Below are 15,358 nucleotides of genomic sequence, written 5' to 3'. Positions count from 1 at the left end.
TAAACACCAAATCTTTATCCCTATGATAAATCAGAATAATTACAGAGCTTTACGTGGTAAATCGCAATGCTACCTGATTTATATCCAAGAACTTGACCTTTTTCATAATAACCTATACTTTGTGAACTCATTGATACTGAGATTAATGATAATTGTTAAAAGCAAAAGGTAATAAATCGCATAACTACGCAAATATAATAACAATAAAGAATAGTTAGTCATTTACTGTCTGGATGACAGAGAAGCAAAGGGAGAATTGCAATGGCTTTATATGATCCAAGTCTTGAGAAAGACAACTGTGGGTTTGGCCTGATCGCGCATATGGAAGGCGAACCAAGCCACAAACTTGTCCGTACCGCTATTTCAGCACTGGACCGCATGACACACCGTGGTGGTATCGCCGCCGATGGAAAAACGGGAGATGGTTGCGGATTACTTCTTCAGAAACCTGATAGCTACCTACGCCTAATCGCTGAAGAACTCGGTTTTAACTTGAGTCGTCAATATGCCATCGGCATGATTTTTTTCAGCCAAGATCCAATCAAAGCGCAATCCGCTAAAGACATCATAAACAAAGAGCTTGCTCAAGAGACACTCACGGTTTCCGGCTGGCGTGAAGTGCCAACGAACACCGATGTTTTAGGCCCAATAGCGAAAGATTCCGTTCCAAATATACAACAAGTGTTTATCTCAGCGCCTGCGGGTTGGCGCGAACGCGATATTGAACGACGCTTATACATTGCCCGCCGACGCATTGAAAAACAGATAACTGAAGATAAAGAATTTTATATCTGCAGCCTTTCGACACAAGTGATGGTCTACAAAGGCCTCTGCATGCCAGCAGATCTTCCGAGGTTTTACCTCGATCTTGCAGATTTACGCATGGAATCAGCCATCTGTTTATTCCACCAACGTTTCTCTACAAATACTCAACCACGTTGGCCTCTCGCACAACCCTTCCGCTATTTAGCACATAATGGTGAGATCAATACCATTGAAGGAAACCGGCAGTGGGCGAAAGCGAGAGCTTACAAATTCTCTTCTCCATTGTTGCCTGATCTGCAAACTGCTGCGCCATTTGTCAACGAAGTGGGCTCGGATTCCTCAAGCCTAGATAACATGTTGGATCTTTTCCTCGCTGGGGGAATGGATGTCTTTAGAGCAATGCGAATGCTTGTCCCGCCCGCATGGCAAAATCACCCAGATATGGATCCTGAATTAAGAGCTTTCTACGATTTCAACTCCAAACACATGGAGCCATGGGATGGACCAGCAGGCATCGTATTATCCGATGGCCGTTACGCAGCGTGTAATCTAGACCGTAACGGTTTAAGGCCAGCTCGATACGTCATCACTAAAGATAGGTTAATTACACTCGCCTCAGAAGTCGGGATTTGGGACTATACGCCTGATGAAGTGGCTGAAAAAGGCCGAGTCGGTCCAGGAGAGCTTCTTGTTGTCGACACCAGAAAAGGCAAGCTATGGCAATCAAACGAGATCGACAACGACCTGAAAAGTCGCCACCCTTATAAAAAGTGGATGGAAGAAAATGTTCACCGCTTAACCCCTTTTTCTGAGCTTACAAATGATCAAGTTGGTCAACGTACCTTTGATGAAAACCAACTAAAAACCTACCAGAAACAGTTCGCGATGAGCAACGAAGAAGTGGATCAGGTTCTACGCGTTTTAGGTGATATGGGGCAAGAAGCAACGGGTTCCATGGGAGATGACACACCGATGGCAGTGCTATCGTCAAAATCTCGATTAGTCACGGACTACTTTAGACAAAAGTTTGCTCAAGTGACGAACCCACCGATTGATCCGTTACGCGAAAAACACGTCATGTCTTTAGCCACCAGTATTGGGCAAGAGATGAATGTGTTCTGTGAAACCGATGGCCATGCTCATCGAGTCAGTTTTGGGTCACCGGTTCTGCTTTACTCTGATATGCAGCAACTTCTAAACCTTGATAGCGACTACTACGCTCATCAAGTACTCAATATAAACTACGACCCACAGCAACATGACTTGCAACAAGCCCTTCATGTGTTGTGTGACTCCAGTGTTGAAGCGATAAAGAACGGTAATGTCCTAATTGTCTTGTCAGACAGAGAGTTGACGAAAGGGAGACTTCCCATTCCTGCAGCCATGGCAGTCGGTGCAGTACAGACACGTTTGGCCAATGAGAACCTGCGCTGCGATGCCAACATCATCGTAGAATCAGGCGCAGTTAGAGACCCACATCAATTTGCCGTCTTATTAGGCTTTGGTGCGACGGCTATCTATCCTTATCTCGCTTACGAAACTCTTGGGAAAATCATCGATGACGGCGCGATAGAGAAAAGCTATCGAGACGTAATGCAAAACTACCAGAACGGCATTAATAAAGGCCTTTACAAGATCATGTCGAAGATGGGGATCTCTACCATCGCCTCTTATCGATGTTCACAGTTGTTCGAGGCCGTGGGGTTACACCAGGATATCGTAGAGCTCTGTTTTAAGGGTGTGGCGTCTCGTATTCAAGGTGCAAACTTTGATGACTTCCAACAGGATCTGTTTAATTTATCCCGTAAGGCTTGGGCAAAACGCAAACCCATTGATCATGGTGGATTACTCAAATATGTACACGATGGCGAGTTTCACGCGTACAACCCTGATGTAGTCAGCACTCTGCAGCAGGCGGTTAAAAGCGGTGATGCTAGCGACTACAAGCATTATGCCAGCCAAGTTAACGAACGACCTGCCGCTATGCTTCGCGATTTAATGGCACTCAAACCCTCTGAATCCCCGCTCGCATTAGAACAAGTCGAGCCTTCGAGTGATCTGTTTAAACGCTTTGATTCAGCAGCAATGTCAATCGGCGCACTCAGCCCAGAAGCGCATGAAGCGCTGGCGATGGCAATGAATAAACTAGGTGGTTACTCAAATTCCGGCGAAGGGGGTGAAGATCCGCGCAGGTTTGGCACAGATCGTAACTCTCGCATTAAACAAATTGCTTCAGGTCGATTCGGCGTCACCCCTCACTACCTGACCAACGCAGACGTACTGCAAATAAAGGTCGCACAGGGTGCAAAACCGGGTGAAGGTGGACAACTTCCTGGCCATAAAGTCACTGCAGAGATAGCAAAACTTCGATACTCAGTTCAAGGAGTGACGCTGATCTCTCCTCCTCCGCATCATGACATCTACTCAATTGAGGATTTAGCGCAACTTATATTCGACCTTAAACAAGTTAACCCTAAAGCCTTGGTTTCAGTGAAGTTAGTATCTGAACCGGGTGTAGGCACCATTGCCACAGGTGTAGCGAAAGCCTATGCCGACTTGATTACGATCTCCGGTTACGACGGTGGTACAGCAGCAAGCCCGCTGACTTCGGTTAAATATGCGGGTTCTCCTTGGGAGCTTGGATTAGCAGAAACTCAGCAAGCGTTGGTTGCAAATAATCTGCGTCATAAGATTCGCTTGCAAGTAGATGGTGGTCTTAAAACAGGGTTAGATGTTATTAAAGGCGCTATTTTAGGTGCGGAAAGCTTCGGCTTTGGCACGGCGCCAATGGTTGCGCTGGGTTGTAAGTTCTTACGTATATGCCACCTCAATAACTGTGCAACGGGTGTTGCAACTCAAGATGAAACACTTAGAAATGAATATTTCAAAGGGCTGCCAGACATGGTGGTTAACTACTTCACAGGGCTTGCCGAAGAAGTTCGTGGTCACCTAGCGGAATTAGGTGTTGAGAAACTAACGGATTTGATTGGTCGTACAGATTTACTTGAAGAAGTTTCAGGGCTGACAGCTAAGCAAAACAAACTAGACCTTTCAAACATACTTGAAAAACCAGTATCGCCTTTAGGTAACCCACTGTATTGGACAGAGCCCAATGCACCCTTTGATAAAGCTCAGCTTAATCTAAAAATCGTTGAAGATGCTCAAGTAGCGGTGGACTCAAAACAGTCGATCAATCTTTACTACGATGTCATCAATACCGACCGTTCAATTGGCGCCAGCTTATCCGGCGAAGTGGCGCGAAAGTATGGGAATCAGGGCGTGGCGTCGACACCAATCAAGCTTCACCTTAACGGTACCGCAGGGCAATCATTTGGCGTTTGGAACGCAGGAGGCATCGAGCTTTATCTAACGGGTGATGCCAATGACTATGTTGGTAAGGGAATGGCTGGAGGCAAGATTTCAATTAAGCCTCATACCGGTACAACCTTTGCGTGCAATGAGGCAACGATTATAGGGAACACCTGCTTGTATGGTGCGACAGGTGGAAAACTCTTTGCTGCAGGCACAGCAGGCGAGCGATTCGGAGTAAGAAACTCTGGCACAATTGCAGTCATAGAAGGCGCTGGTGACAACGCTTGCGAATACATGACAGGTGGCATAGTCGCGATTCTAGGCGCAACAGGTGTTAACTTTGGTGCGGGCATGACCGGCGGCTTTGCTTATGTTCTCGATAAAAATGAGGACTTTGAAGGTCGTGTGAATACAGAGTCTGTAGAAGCACTCTCCTTGTCTGATCTATACATCCATCAAGAGCATTTGCGTGGATTGATCGCCGAGCATCTAGAAGAAACAGGGTCGACCCATGCTGAACATATTTTGGCAAATTTCGATGAATGGATTCCTAAGTTCTACCTAGTGAAACCATTAGCCGCAGACCTTAACACTCTGCTTGGTCACCAAAGTCGAAGCGCCGCTGAACTGCGCGTTCAGGCACAATAAGGATAGGAAGGAGCCTAAATTATGAGCCAGAATGTTTATCAATTTATCGATGTAGGTCGTGTCGATCCGGCTAAGAAGCCCACTAAGATCCGTAAAATTGAATTTATCGAGATCTACGAACCCTTTACTAAGCAACAAGCGACGGCACAAGCTGATCGCTGCCTAGATTGCGGTAACCCCTATTGCGAATGGAAGTGCCCTGTCCATAATTACATTCCTCAATGGTTAAAGTTGGCGAATGAAGGGCGAATTATCGAAGCTGCAGAGCTTTCTCACCAGACAAACAGTCTTCCTGAGGTTTGTGGTCGTGTTTGTCCTCAAGATCGCTTATGTGAAGGTTCATGTACGCTAAATGATGAGTTTGGTGCCGTTACCATTGGTAATATCGAGAAATATATAACCGATAAAGCGTTTGAAATGGGCTGGAAGCCTGATATGTCAAACGTTGAATGGACAGACAAGAAAGTCGCGATAATTGGGGCGGGCCCAGCTGGATTGGCCGCTGCCGATATATTAGTTCGTAATGGCGTTAAACCGGTAGTCTATGACCGATACCCTGAAATTGGTGGCCTACTTACCTTCGGAATCCCTTCATTCAAGCTCGAAAAAGGGGTAATGGAAAACCGTCGCCGTATCTTCACCGACATGGGTGTCGAGTTCCAAATGAATGTTGAGGTTGGAAAAGACGTACAACTGCAAGAGCTTGTCGATGAGTTCGATGCCATATTTTTAGGTGTTGGTACCTATAAGAATATGCGTGCGGGGCTTGATAATGAAGACGCAACTGGGGTCTTTGACGCCTTACCATTCTTAATTTCAAACACCTACGACGTTATGAATTACCCAAGTTCTGAACCTTTGATTGATATGTCAGGCAAGAAAGTTGTTGTGCTCGGTGGTGGTGATACCGCAATGGACTGTGTAAGGACTTCTATTCGACAAGGCGCAGGCAACGTCATCTGTGCTTACCGTCGCGATGAAGCCAACATGCCAGGCTCTCGACGCGAAGTAAAAAATGCGAAAGAAGAAGGGGTGAACTTTATGTTCAACCTCCAACCATTAGGTATCGAGATTAATCAACAAGGCGAAGTATCTGGCGTTAAGGTCGTCAAGACAGCACTGGGTGAGCCCGATGATGCGGGTCGTCGTCGTCCAGAGCCTGTTGAGAACAGTGAACATGTGCTCGATGCCGATGCCGTCATTATGGCGTTTGGTTTCCAGCCACATACAATGAAATGGTTAGAACCCTTTAATGTGGATCTTGACCAATGGGGTAGAATTAAGGCTCCGATGGATCAAGAGTTCATGTACCAAACTAGCAATAAGAAGATTTTTGCTGGCGGTGACGCCGTTCGAGGGTCTGATTTAGTCGTCACGGCTATCGATGAAGGGCGTAAAGCGGCTGAAGGTATTTTAGACTACCTTGATTTATAGTTTTTTCAGGCAATACTATAAAGGATCCGTCAATCGGGTCCTTTATTTTTTGTTTGTACCCAATCACTTATTGGATTAACAATATGAAACGAATCGGCATCACGCTTTTATTCAGCTTCTTCATTAGCGCATGTAGCCAAGGTGTTCGAGATATCGCCGATCGCACTAGCCTACCCTGTGAAGAAAGTCCCAACTGCGTCTCGACGGAAGATGAACGTGAACAACATCACCTGATCGCCTTTAATTTAAAAAACAACGCGAACATCGATGAAATAGAACAAGTTGCACTGCAAATGAAAGGCTCTAAGACAGCAACAAAAGAAGAAAACTATATTCGTATTGAATATACATCCAGCTTTCTTCGTTTCGTAGATGATTTAGAACTGAAAGTGAATGGCTCAAGACTCATTGTAAGGTCGGAGTCTCGGCTAGGCTATTCAGATTTTGGTGTCAATCGAGAGCGTGCTGAACAGTTAAGAGATATGCTGCATTCCGCTCAGCTTCTCAAGTAACTCAATACTTATTCGAATTACATCTACCTGACCAAACTTTTTGCCGGGTTGAACATGTTGTTTTCATGGATTTAAAAAGTCGAAGCTAGGCTTCGACTTTTCATTACAGCAAAGAAAGTACTCGATTAAGAGGCCTCTTCATCTTGAAAAACAACAAGACGTTTTGGCGCTACTTTGCCGTCACCATCAATAACCGCGACACCAATGAACAGCTTCTCATCTCCACTGGTCATTCGAACCGTACCTTCAGCGGGTGCGCCAAATACTTGCACTGGCATACCATGCTGAACCAAATCCGTTAGCTCTTCATTCATGTTGACTTCAGGAAGATCTTCAACCGCAGTATCCATTGGCATTAGTAGCGGATCGAGTAGCTCTCTCGGGGCGATTTCATCACGCTCAGCTTGCTCTAGTAGTTCGTTAAGTTGCTCTAGAGTGACCATCTTTTCATATGGGTATTTCGCAACACCTGTACGACGTAGGTACGTTACGTGTGCGCCACAACCTAGCATTTCACCAAGATCATCAGTGATGGTTCGGATGTAAGTCCCTTTTGAACAGTGCACTTCCATCTCAATTTCATCGCCCTCAAAACGAAGTAACTCGATAGAATAAACCGTGATCTTACGTGATTCACGTGGAACTTCGATACCCTCACGCGCATACTCATAAAGCGGGCGACCTTGGTGTTTCAATGCAGAGAACATTGAAGGAACCTGGTCTGTTTCGCCTTTAAAGCTAGCGACACAACGCTCTAGCTGCTCTTGTGTGACGTTGACTTCACGAGTCTCGACTACTTCACCATCTGAGTCAGAGGTGTTAGTACGTTCACCAAGCTTTGCTTTCACGACATAACGCTTATCGGAATCCAATAGGAACTGAGAAAATTTGGTCGCTTCACCCAAACAAATTGGAAGCATTCCTGTCGCTAAAGGATCAAGCGCGCCTGTATGGCCCGCTTTTTGAGCAAAGTAGATTCGTTTTACTTTTTGCAAAGCATCGTTAGAAGAAATACCGGTCGGCTTATCCAATAGGATAACCCCATTGACAGGACGACCCTTACGACGACGAGCCATTACTTCCCTTCCTCTTCAGATCCATCTTGATCTTCTGAGCGGCCCGCTTCATCTTGCTTACGCTTATCTTCATTCAGTACTTCGCTCACAAGGTTAGACATACGCATGCCCTCAACCAAAGTATCATCGTAAGTGAAACGTACTTCAGGAGTTAGGCGGTGACGAATGCGTTTACCAAGCGCCATGCGCACTGGAACTTCGTGCTCTTTTAGAGCCGCTAGACAGCTTTCTGGTGTTTGCTCGCCCACACATAAGAAAGTAACAAATACTTTTGCGTAAGCTAAATCTCTTGATACTTCTACGTCAGAGATGGTCACCATCCCTAAACGTGAATCACGAACTTCGCGCTGCAGGATGATCGCGAGTTCCTTTTGTAATTGCTGTGACACGCGTTGTGTACGGCTAAATTCTTTTGACATAATCATTTCTCACAAATAGAAAGAATGGGGGGATGGCCAAAGCCAGCCCCCCATGGTGCATTCAACAACCGATTACCTTGCCTTTATATAGGCGGGTAACTTTATCAATTAGTCGAGTGTACGTTTAATTTCAACGATTTCGAATACTTCGATTTGGTCACCAGCGCGAACATCATTGTAGTTCTTAACGCCGATACCACATTCGTAGCCATTCTTAACTTCCATAACGTCATCTTTAAAGCGACGAAGTGACTCTAGTTCACCTTCGTAGATAACAACGTTTTCACGTAGAACGCGGATTGGGTTGTTACGCTTAATGATGCCTTCAGTAACCATACAACCAGCGATAGCGCCCAGTTTAGGTGACTTGAACACGTCACGAACTTCAGCAAGACCAATGATCTCTTGCTTGAATTCTGGAGCCAGCATGCCGCCCATTGCTTGTTTAACTTCATCAATCAATTGGTAGATGATTGAGTAGTAACGTAGGTCAAGGTTTTCTGTATCAACGGTACGACGAGCTGTTGCATCAGCACGTACGTTGAAACCAAGGATGATAGCGTTTGAAGCCGCTGCAAGCGTTGCATCAGTTTCAGTAATACCACCCACACCAGAACCAACAATGTTCACTTTAACTTCGTCTGTAGACAGTTTCAGTAGTGAATCAGAGATTGCTTCAACAGAACCTTGAACGTCACCTTTAAGTACAACGTTAAGTTCGGCAACTTCACCTGCTTCCATGTTAGAGAACATGTTCTCTAGCTTAGACTTCTGCTGGCGAGCAAGTTTCACGTCACGGAATTTACCTTGACGGTAGTTCGCAACTTCTCGAGCTTTACGCTCATCACGTACCACTGTAGCTTCGTCACCAGAAGAAGGAACACCAGATAGACCGATGATTTCTACAGGGATAGAAGGACCTGCTTCGAAGATCTCTTTACCATTCTCATCGCGCATTGCACGAACACGGCCGTATTCTTGACCACAAAGAAGGATATCACCTTTGTTAAGCGTACCAGACTGTACAAGTACTGTAGCAACCGGGCCACGACCTTTATCAAGACGAGACTCAACAACCACACCTGACGCCATGCCTTCTTTAACCGCCGTAAGTTCTAGAACTTCAGACTGAAGAAGAATCGTTTCAAGTAGGCCTTCAATGTTCGTACCTTGCTTCGCAGAGATGTGAACGAACATGTTCTCGCCGCCCCACTCTTCAGGGATAACATCGTATTGAGCTAGCTCGTTCTTAACGTTGTCAGGGTTCGCATCTTCTTTATCGATCTTGTTTACCGCGACGATAAGAGGAACACCTGCCGCTTTCGCGTGCTGGATTGCTTCGATTGTTTGTGGCATAACACCATCGTCGGCAGCAACAACAAGAACAACGATATCTGTCGCTTGAGCACCACGTGCACGCATCGCAGTAAATGCCGCGTGTCCTGGAGTATCAAGGAAGGTAATCATACCGTTGTCAGTTTCTACGTGGTATGCACCGATGTGCTGCGTGATACCGCCTGCTTCTGCGTCTGCAACGTGTGCTTTACGGATGTAATCCAGTGTTGATGTTTTACCGTGGTCAACGTGACCCATGATAGTAACAACTGGAGCGCGACCTTCAGCAACGGCATCGTTATCACGATCAGACAGTACCGCTTCTTCAAGTTCATTTTCTTTACGAAGAATAACCTTGTGGCCCATTTCTTCAGCAACCAATGCTGCCGTTTCTTGGTCGATAACTTGGTTGATAGTCGCCATAGCGCCCATCTTCATCATGACTTTGATGACTTCAGTGCCCTTCACTGACATTTTGCTTGCCAGTTCAGATACTACGATAGTCTCGCCGATAGCAACGTCAGATTTAGCGACCGTAGCTGTTTTATCAAAACCGTGTTGCATAGACGTTGGCTTAGCCAGTTTGCCTTTATTACGACCACCACGGCCACCGCGTTGGTTACGACCGCCATTACGGTCTTGAGTCGCGGGAGCTTTTTTCTTCTTCTTACGACGACCGCCGCCTTCTTCTTTACGGTCTGAAGCATCTTCCGCTTCACGAGCATAAGTAGACGTCGTTACATGATAATCAGCAGATTTCTCTTGCTCAGTCTTCTTCTTCTCTTCTTCCGTCCAACGAGCTTCATTTTCTTCAGCTAGCTTACGAGCTTCTTCAACCAGTCTCGCCGCTTCTTGTTCTGCTTTACGTTGAGCTTCAGCTTCTTGACGAAGTTTTAGTTCATCAGCTTCTTTCTTCGCTTGCGAATTAACATCCGCACTTTTTGCATTCATGTCTTTCTTAGCCTTATCAGCTTGTGCACGCTGCGCCTTTTCTTCAGCATTACGTTTTGCATCCGCTTCACGTTTTGCTAGTTCATCGGCTTCGCGTTTTGCTTTGTCTGCAGCATCACGTTTTGCTAGTTCTTCCGCTTCGCGTTTTGCTAGCTCTTCCGCTTCGCGTTTTGCTGCTTCCTCAGCTTCACGTTTCGCTTCGTCATCTACTGTGCTGCGCTTCACATAAGTACGTTTCTTACGTACTTCTACTTGTACATCTTTACTCTTACCACCACTTGCAGAAACACTGAGTGTGCTGCGAGTTTTTCTTTGTAGTGTTAAGCGAGTAGGCTCTGTTTCACCTGATGTATCACCGTGTTCTTTTTTCAGGTGAACAAGAAGCTTTTGCTTCTCATCATCTGATACTTGATCGCCGCTTGCTTTTTTCATGCCTGCGTCAGCAAGTTGTTCAACTAAGCGATCAACTGGCGTACCAATTTCTTCACTTAGAGCTTTTACTGTTAGTTGCGTCATTCCGCTACCTCCTTGCTGAAATTATTCTTCGTCGCCGAACCAACAAATGTTACGTGCTGCCATGATAAGCTCACCAGCGCGTTCTTCTGTTAATCCTTCAATATCTTCTAGCTCATCAACACCTTGATCGGCTAGATCTTCTAGTGTTAAAACACCTTTCGCTGCTAGCTTAAACGCTAACTCACGCTCTAACCCTTCTAGGGCAAGCAAGTCTTCAGCAGGTTCAACACCATCTAATGTTTCTTCTTGCGCAAGAGCAAGTGTCGTCAATGCATCTTTCGCACGACTACGCAGCTCTTCCACTAGCTCTTCATTCAAGCCATCAACTTCAAGCAATTCGTTAACTGGAACATACGCAATTTCTTCAAGAGTAGAGAAGCCTTCTTCCGTTAGCATCTCAGCAAAATCTTGCTCGATATCAAGATGCTTCATGAAGCTCTCTACAGCAGCTTGAGATTCTTCTTGATGTTTCTTCTGTAGGTCTTCAACTGTCATTACGTTTAGTTCCCAACCCGTAAGTTGAGAGGCAAGACGTACGTTTTGACCATTGCGACCAATCGCCTGTGCTAAGTTATCAGGTTCAACCGCAATATCCATTGAGTGTGCATCTTCATCAACAATGATTGATGCTACATCAGCAGGAGCCATTGCATTGATAGCAAACTGAGCCGGGTTATCATCCCAAAGAACGATATCGATACGCTCGCCGCCAAGCTCACCAGATACTGCTTGTACACGTGCGCCACGCATACCTACACATGCACCGACAGGGTCGATACGACGGTCATTTGTTTTGACCGCGATTTTCGCTCGTGAACCAGGATCGCGAGCACCTGCTTTAAGTTCAATCAGCTCTTCGCCAATTTCAGGTACTTCAACGCGGAAAAGCTCAGCCAACATCTCCGGCTTAGAACGAGTAACAAATAGCTGGAAACCTCGTGCATCTGGCTTAACCGCATATAGCAAACCACGAACACGATCGCCTGGACGGAAGTTTTCACGTGGCAATTGATCATCACGTAGAATAACCGCTTCTGCATTGTTACCTAAATCGAGAATAATGGTTTCACGATTTACTTTTTTCACGACGCCTGTAACAAGCTCACCTTCGTTATCGATGAACTGTTCAACAATTTGTGCACGCTCAGCTTCACGTACTTTCTGTACGATAACTTGCTTCGCTGTTTGAGTCGTAATACGGTCAAACGTGACTGATTCAATGTCATCTTCAACAAAGTCGCCAAGACCTAACGTTTCATCTTCGAACTGTGCTGCTTCTATAGAGATCTCGCGTGTTGGGCTTTCTACTTCTTCAACCACTTCCCAGCGACGGAAAGTATCGAACTCACCCGTTCTACGATCAATTTCTACGCGAACTTCAATTTCTAGTGCATGTTTCTTCTTAGTAGACGTAGCAAGCGCGATTTCTAACGCTTCAAAAATACGCTCACGAGGTACGGCTTTTTCGTTAGAAACCGCCTCAACTACCGCTAAAATTTCTTTACTCATTCTATCTAGCCTCTTAAGCTCAAATTTCTCTAGGAGAACTAAAATTTAGGAATTAGGTTAGCTTTAGAGATATTGCTTAATGCAAAATTCTCTTGCTTTCCTTCAACGACGACTGAAATAGTTTCCCCATCGACAGAGTGAATATCACCCTTCCATTTACGACGGTTGGCAACGGCCATTTTCAAGACGATGTTGACCTCGTGACCAATAAACTGTTCATAGTGTGCTGCTGTGAAAAGTGGTCTTTCTAGACCTGGAGAAGACACTTCTAGGTTATAAGCCACTGAAATTGGATCTTCTACATCTAAAACTGCACTAACCTGACGACTTACTTCAGAACAATCGTCAACGTTAATACCATTCTCATGATCGATATAGATACGTAGCGTTGAATGCTCGCCTGCACGAATAAACTCTAATCCAACTAACTCATAGCTTAACGCTGATACTGGGGCATCAAGCATGTCAGTAAGTTGTCTCTCTAAACCAGTCATTTAAACCACTCCAGAAACAAAAAAAGGGCATAGAGCCCAATTTAAATCCCAAGCAACTACCTAGCAAAATACAAAAGCTAGATAACAAAAAACCCCGATAGTGTCGGGGTTTTTTATTGCTGGACCCTTGATTCGTTAAATACTAAATGTATCTAACTCACAGTAACGAATCACTGCGCAAACTTGTCCACGAATCCTTAAAAGGATTTGGTTGCGGGAGCCGGATTTGAACCGACGACCTTCGGGTTATGAGCCCGACGAGCTACCAAACTGCTCCATCCCGCGTCCGACTTGCTGTGCATTATACGCTCAACAAGGTGATTTACAAGTTTGTAAATATGGTGCCGAGAGAGGGACTTGAACCCTCACACCCTAAGGCACTAGCACCTCATGCTAGCGTGTCTACCAATTTCACCATCTCGGCAGCTAAATCATTGAATTAGCTTATTGAGGAATCTCATCGCCAGTTTCGGCAGGGATTTCACTCACTACATCTTCAGCTTGTTGGATTACTTGACCTTGAGTCGGGTCAATCCATTGTGACTCAGTCTTATTTGTAGACATGTTGCCAAGCACTAAGCTAAGGATGAAAAATACTGTTGCAAAAATTGCAGTCATTCGGGTTAGGAAATTTCCTGAGCCACCAGCACCAAACACAGTGTTTGAAGCGCCAGCACCGAATGAGGCTCCCATATCTGCGCCTTTACCTTGCTGAATCAACACAAGGCCAATTACACCGAGCGCTGCCAACAGGTAAGTCACAAGTAGAACTGAAAACATGATGTCCACCTATGTTTCAAATTGTTGAGCCAGCGCCGTTTAAAATCAGTGACTAAACACGAATTTCACAACAAGGCTAGCGACCTCCTAACTGAAGGCCGAGCAATACTAGCGAAAGCCGAGTACGCTGACAAGAAGATTTTTAGAAAAACTTTAGCAATAGGTCTCGAACGGTTAAAAAAAGGGCAAAAGGCTCGCCAACTGGCATTTGGTGCTGAAAAAGGACTCAACTTTATACAGCACCATAGCAATTTTAACAGCTCGCTTTTACTGCGTTTGCAATTTTCAATGCTGAGCTTTGTACGAGATCGGCATCCTCACCTTCCACCATAACTCGCAGTAAAGGCTCCGTTCCTGACTTACGTAATAGCACTCTGCCTTTTTCCCCTAATACTGCTTCCACTTCTTTTACAGAATCTTTCACCGCTTGGGCATCAAGAGGGTTAGAGTCACCACTAAAACGTACATTTTCTAAAACTTGAGGGTACAGAGTCATACCTTGAGACAGTTCATTAAGTGACATGTCACTGTCGACTACAGAAGCTAACACTTGCAGGGCTGCAACGATGGCATCACCGGTCGTCACTTTATCTAGTAAGATCACGTGTCCTGAATTTTCAGCACCAATCTTCCAGCCTTTTACTAGCAGTTGCTCCATAACATAGCGATCGCCAACCGCTGCACGAACGAATGGAATGCCTAATTGCTTGAGGCCGTTTTCCATACCAAGGTTTGTCATTAATGTGCCGACTACACCGCCCTTCAGCTCACCACGTCGCAATGCATCACGCGCAATGATATAAGCTATTTGGTCTCCATCGACTTTATTACCAAGCTCATCAACCATGATAATACGGTCACCGTCGCCATCAAAGCCAAGACCTAGTGCCGCTTTTTCTTCCAGTACTTTAGCTTGAAGGGCTCGTACGTCTGTCGCGCCGACTTCATGGTTAATATTGGTCCCGTTCGGCTCTACACCTATAGAGACAACTTCAGCACCGAGCTCTTTAAATACGGAAGGGGCAATGTGATAAGTGGCACCATGAGCACAATCAATAACGATTTTCATACCCGCTAACGTCATTTGGTGCGGGAATGTACTTTTGCAGAATTCAATGTATCGGCCTGCAGCATCATTAAGACGCACTGCTTTTCCTAAATCTGATGAGTCTACACATTCGATGTCTTTATCCAGTTCTGCTTCAATAGCGAGCTCGATATCATCGGGAAGCTTTGTTCCTTCAGAAGAGAAAAACTTAATACCATTATCATAATATGGGTTGTGCGACGCTGAAATAACAATACCAGCTTCTGCTCGGAATGTTTGGGTTAGGTAAGCCACTGCCGGTGTCGGCATTGGACCTGTGAATGTAGCCTGGAGACCCGCTGCAGCAAGGCCTGCTTCCAATGCCGACTCAAGCATGTAGCCAGAGATACGAGTATCTTTACCAATGATCACTTTCTTCGTTCCCTGCTTAGCCAGAACTCGACCAGCAGCCCAGCCGAGCTTTAATACAAAGTCAGGTGTAATTGGGTATTGTCCTACTTTTCCACGTACACCATCGGTGCCGAAGTAACGTCTTTTATCTGACATTTTTATTCCTTGA

At 45.4% G+C, this 15,358-nt stretch carries 10 protein-coding genes and 2 tRNA genes; 3 read left to right on the top strand and 9 right to left on the bottom strand.

Annotated features, from left to right (window positions below; genetic code table 11):
• The first annotated feature begins 261 nt into the window (after positions 1 to 261).
• The 3 genes from gltB to BCU12_RS01580 all read left to right on the top strand — a co-directional run bounded on the left by gltB (position 262) and on the right by BCU12_RS01580 (position 6,671).
• Positions 262 to 4,725: a glutamate synthase large subunit gene (gltB, locus tag BCU12_RS01590; RefSeq protein WP_102402649.1), complete on the top strand. Its 4,464-nt coding sequence runs from the start codon at positions 262 to 264 to the stop codon at positions 4,723 to 4,725.
• Positions 4,726 to 4,746: 21 nt separating this feature from the next.
• Positions 4,747 to 6,159, top strand: coding sequence for an FAD-dependent oxidoreductase (locus BCU12_RS01585; protein WP_102402648.1), 1,413 nt, complete (start codon positions 4,747 to 4,749; stop codon positions 6,157 to 6,159).
• Between the two features lie 83 nt (positions 6,160 to 6,242).
• On the top strand, positions 6,243 to 6,671 hold the full coding sequence (locus BCU12_RS01580) for a DUF1499 domain-containing protein (protein WP_102402647.1): 429 nt from the start codon (positions 6,243 to 6,245) through the stop codon (positions 6,669 to 6,671).
• A 125-nt stretch (positions 6,672 to 6,796) separates the two neighbouring features.
• On the opposite strand, the gene truB is transcribed toward BCU12_RS01580, so the two are convergent.
• The 9 genes from truB to glmM all read right to left on the bottom strand — a co-directional run bounded on the left by truB (position 6,797) and on the right by glmM (position 15,345).
• A complete protein-coding gene (truB, locus tag BCU12_RS01575) occupies positions 6,797 to 7,747 on the bottom strand; it encodes a tRNA pseudouridine(55) synthase TruB (protein ID WP_102402646.1) in 951 nt (316 codons plus the stop codon).
• Complete coding sequence (rbfA, locus tag BCU12_RS01570) at positions 7,747 to 8,166, bottom strand: 30S ribosome-binding factor RbfA (RefSeq protein WP_102402645.1); 420 nt, start codon at positions 8,164 to 8,166, stop codon at positions 7,747 to 7,749. The genes truB and rbfA overlap by 1 nt, the downstream gene beginning before the upstream one ends.
• 108 nt (positions 8,167 to 8,274) lie before the next feature.
• Positions 8,275 to 10,968, bottom strand: a complete 2,694-nt coding sequence (gene infB / locus BCU12_RS01565) for a translation initiation factor IF-2 (RefSeq protein ID WP_102402644.1) — start codon at positions 10,966 to 10,968, stop codon at positions 8,275 to 8,277.
• A gap of 21 nt (positions 10,969 to 10,989) precedes the next feature.
• Positions 10,990 to 12,477, bottom strand: coding sequence for a transcription termination factor NusA (gene nusA, locus BCU12_RS01560; protein ID WP_102402643.1), 1,488 nt, complete (start codon positions 12,475 to 12,477; stop codon positions 10,990 to 10,992).
• Positions 12,478 to 12,515: 38 nt separating this feature from the next.
• Entirely contained in the window at positions 12,516 to 12,971 is a 456-nt protein-coding gene (gene rimP, locus BCU12_RS01555; RefSeq protein ID WP_102402642.1) for a ribosome maturation factor RimP, read from the bottom strand.
• 208 nt (positions 12,972 to 13,179) lie between these two features.
• Positions 13,180 to 13,256 (bottom strand) — tRNA-Met (locus BCU12_RS01550).
• Positions 13,257 to 13,310: 54 nt separating this feature from the next.
• Positions 13,311 to 13,395: transfer RNA gene (locus tag BCU12_RS01545), tRNA-Leu, on the bottom strand.
• A 20-nt stretch (positions 13,396 to 13,415) separates the two neighbouring features.
• Positions 13,416 to 13,751 carry a preprotein translocase subunit SecG gene (gene secG / locus BCU12_RS01540; protein WP_102402641.1) on the bottom strand — a complete coding sequence of 112 codons (336 nt, stop codon included), beginning with the start codon at positions 13,749 to 13,751 and terminating at the stop codon, positions 13,416 to 13,418.
• Positions 13,752 to 14,004: 253 nt separating this feature from the next.
• Positions 14,005 to 15,345 (bottom strand): phosphoglucosamine mutase, encoded by a 1,341-nt coding sequence (gene glmM, locus BCU12_RS01535; RefSeq protein WP_102402640.1) that lies wholly within the window; start codon positions 15,343 to 15,345, stop codon positions 14,005 to 14,007.
• Between the last annotated feature and the right edge of the window lie 13 nt (positions 15,346 to 15,358).

The sequence above is a fragment of the Vibrio sp. 10N.261.55.A7 genome (genome assembly GCF_002877365.1).
In the GTDB taxonomy this organism is placed as follows: domain Bacteria; phylum Pseudomonadota; class Gammaproteobacteria; order Enterobacterales; family Vibrionaceae; genus Vibrio.
Note: the sequence above shows the minus strand (reverse complement) of the source record. Positions and strands in the feature narration are given on the sequence as shown.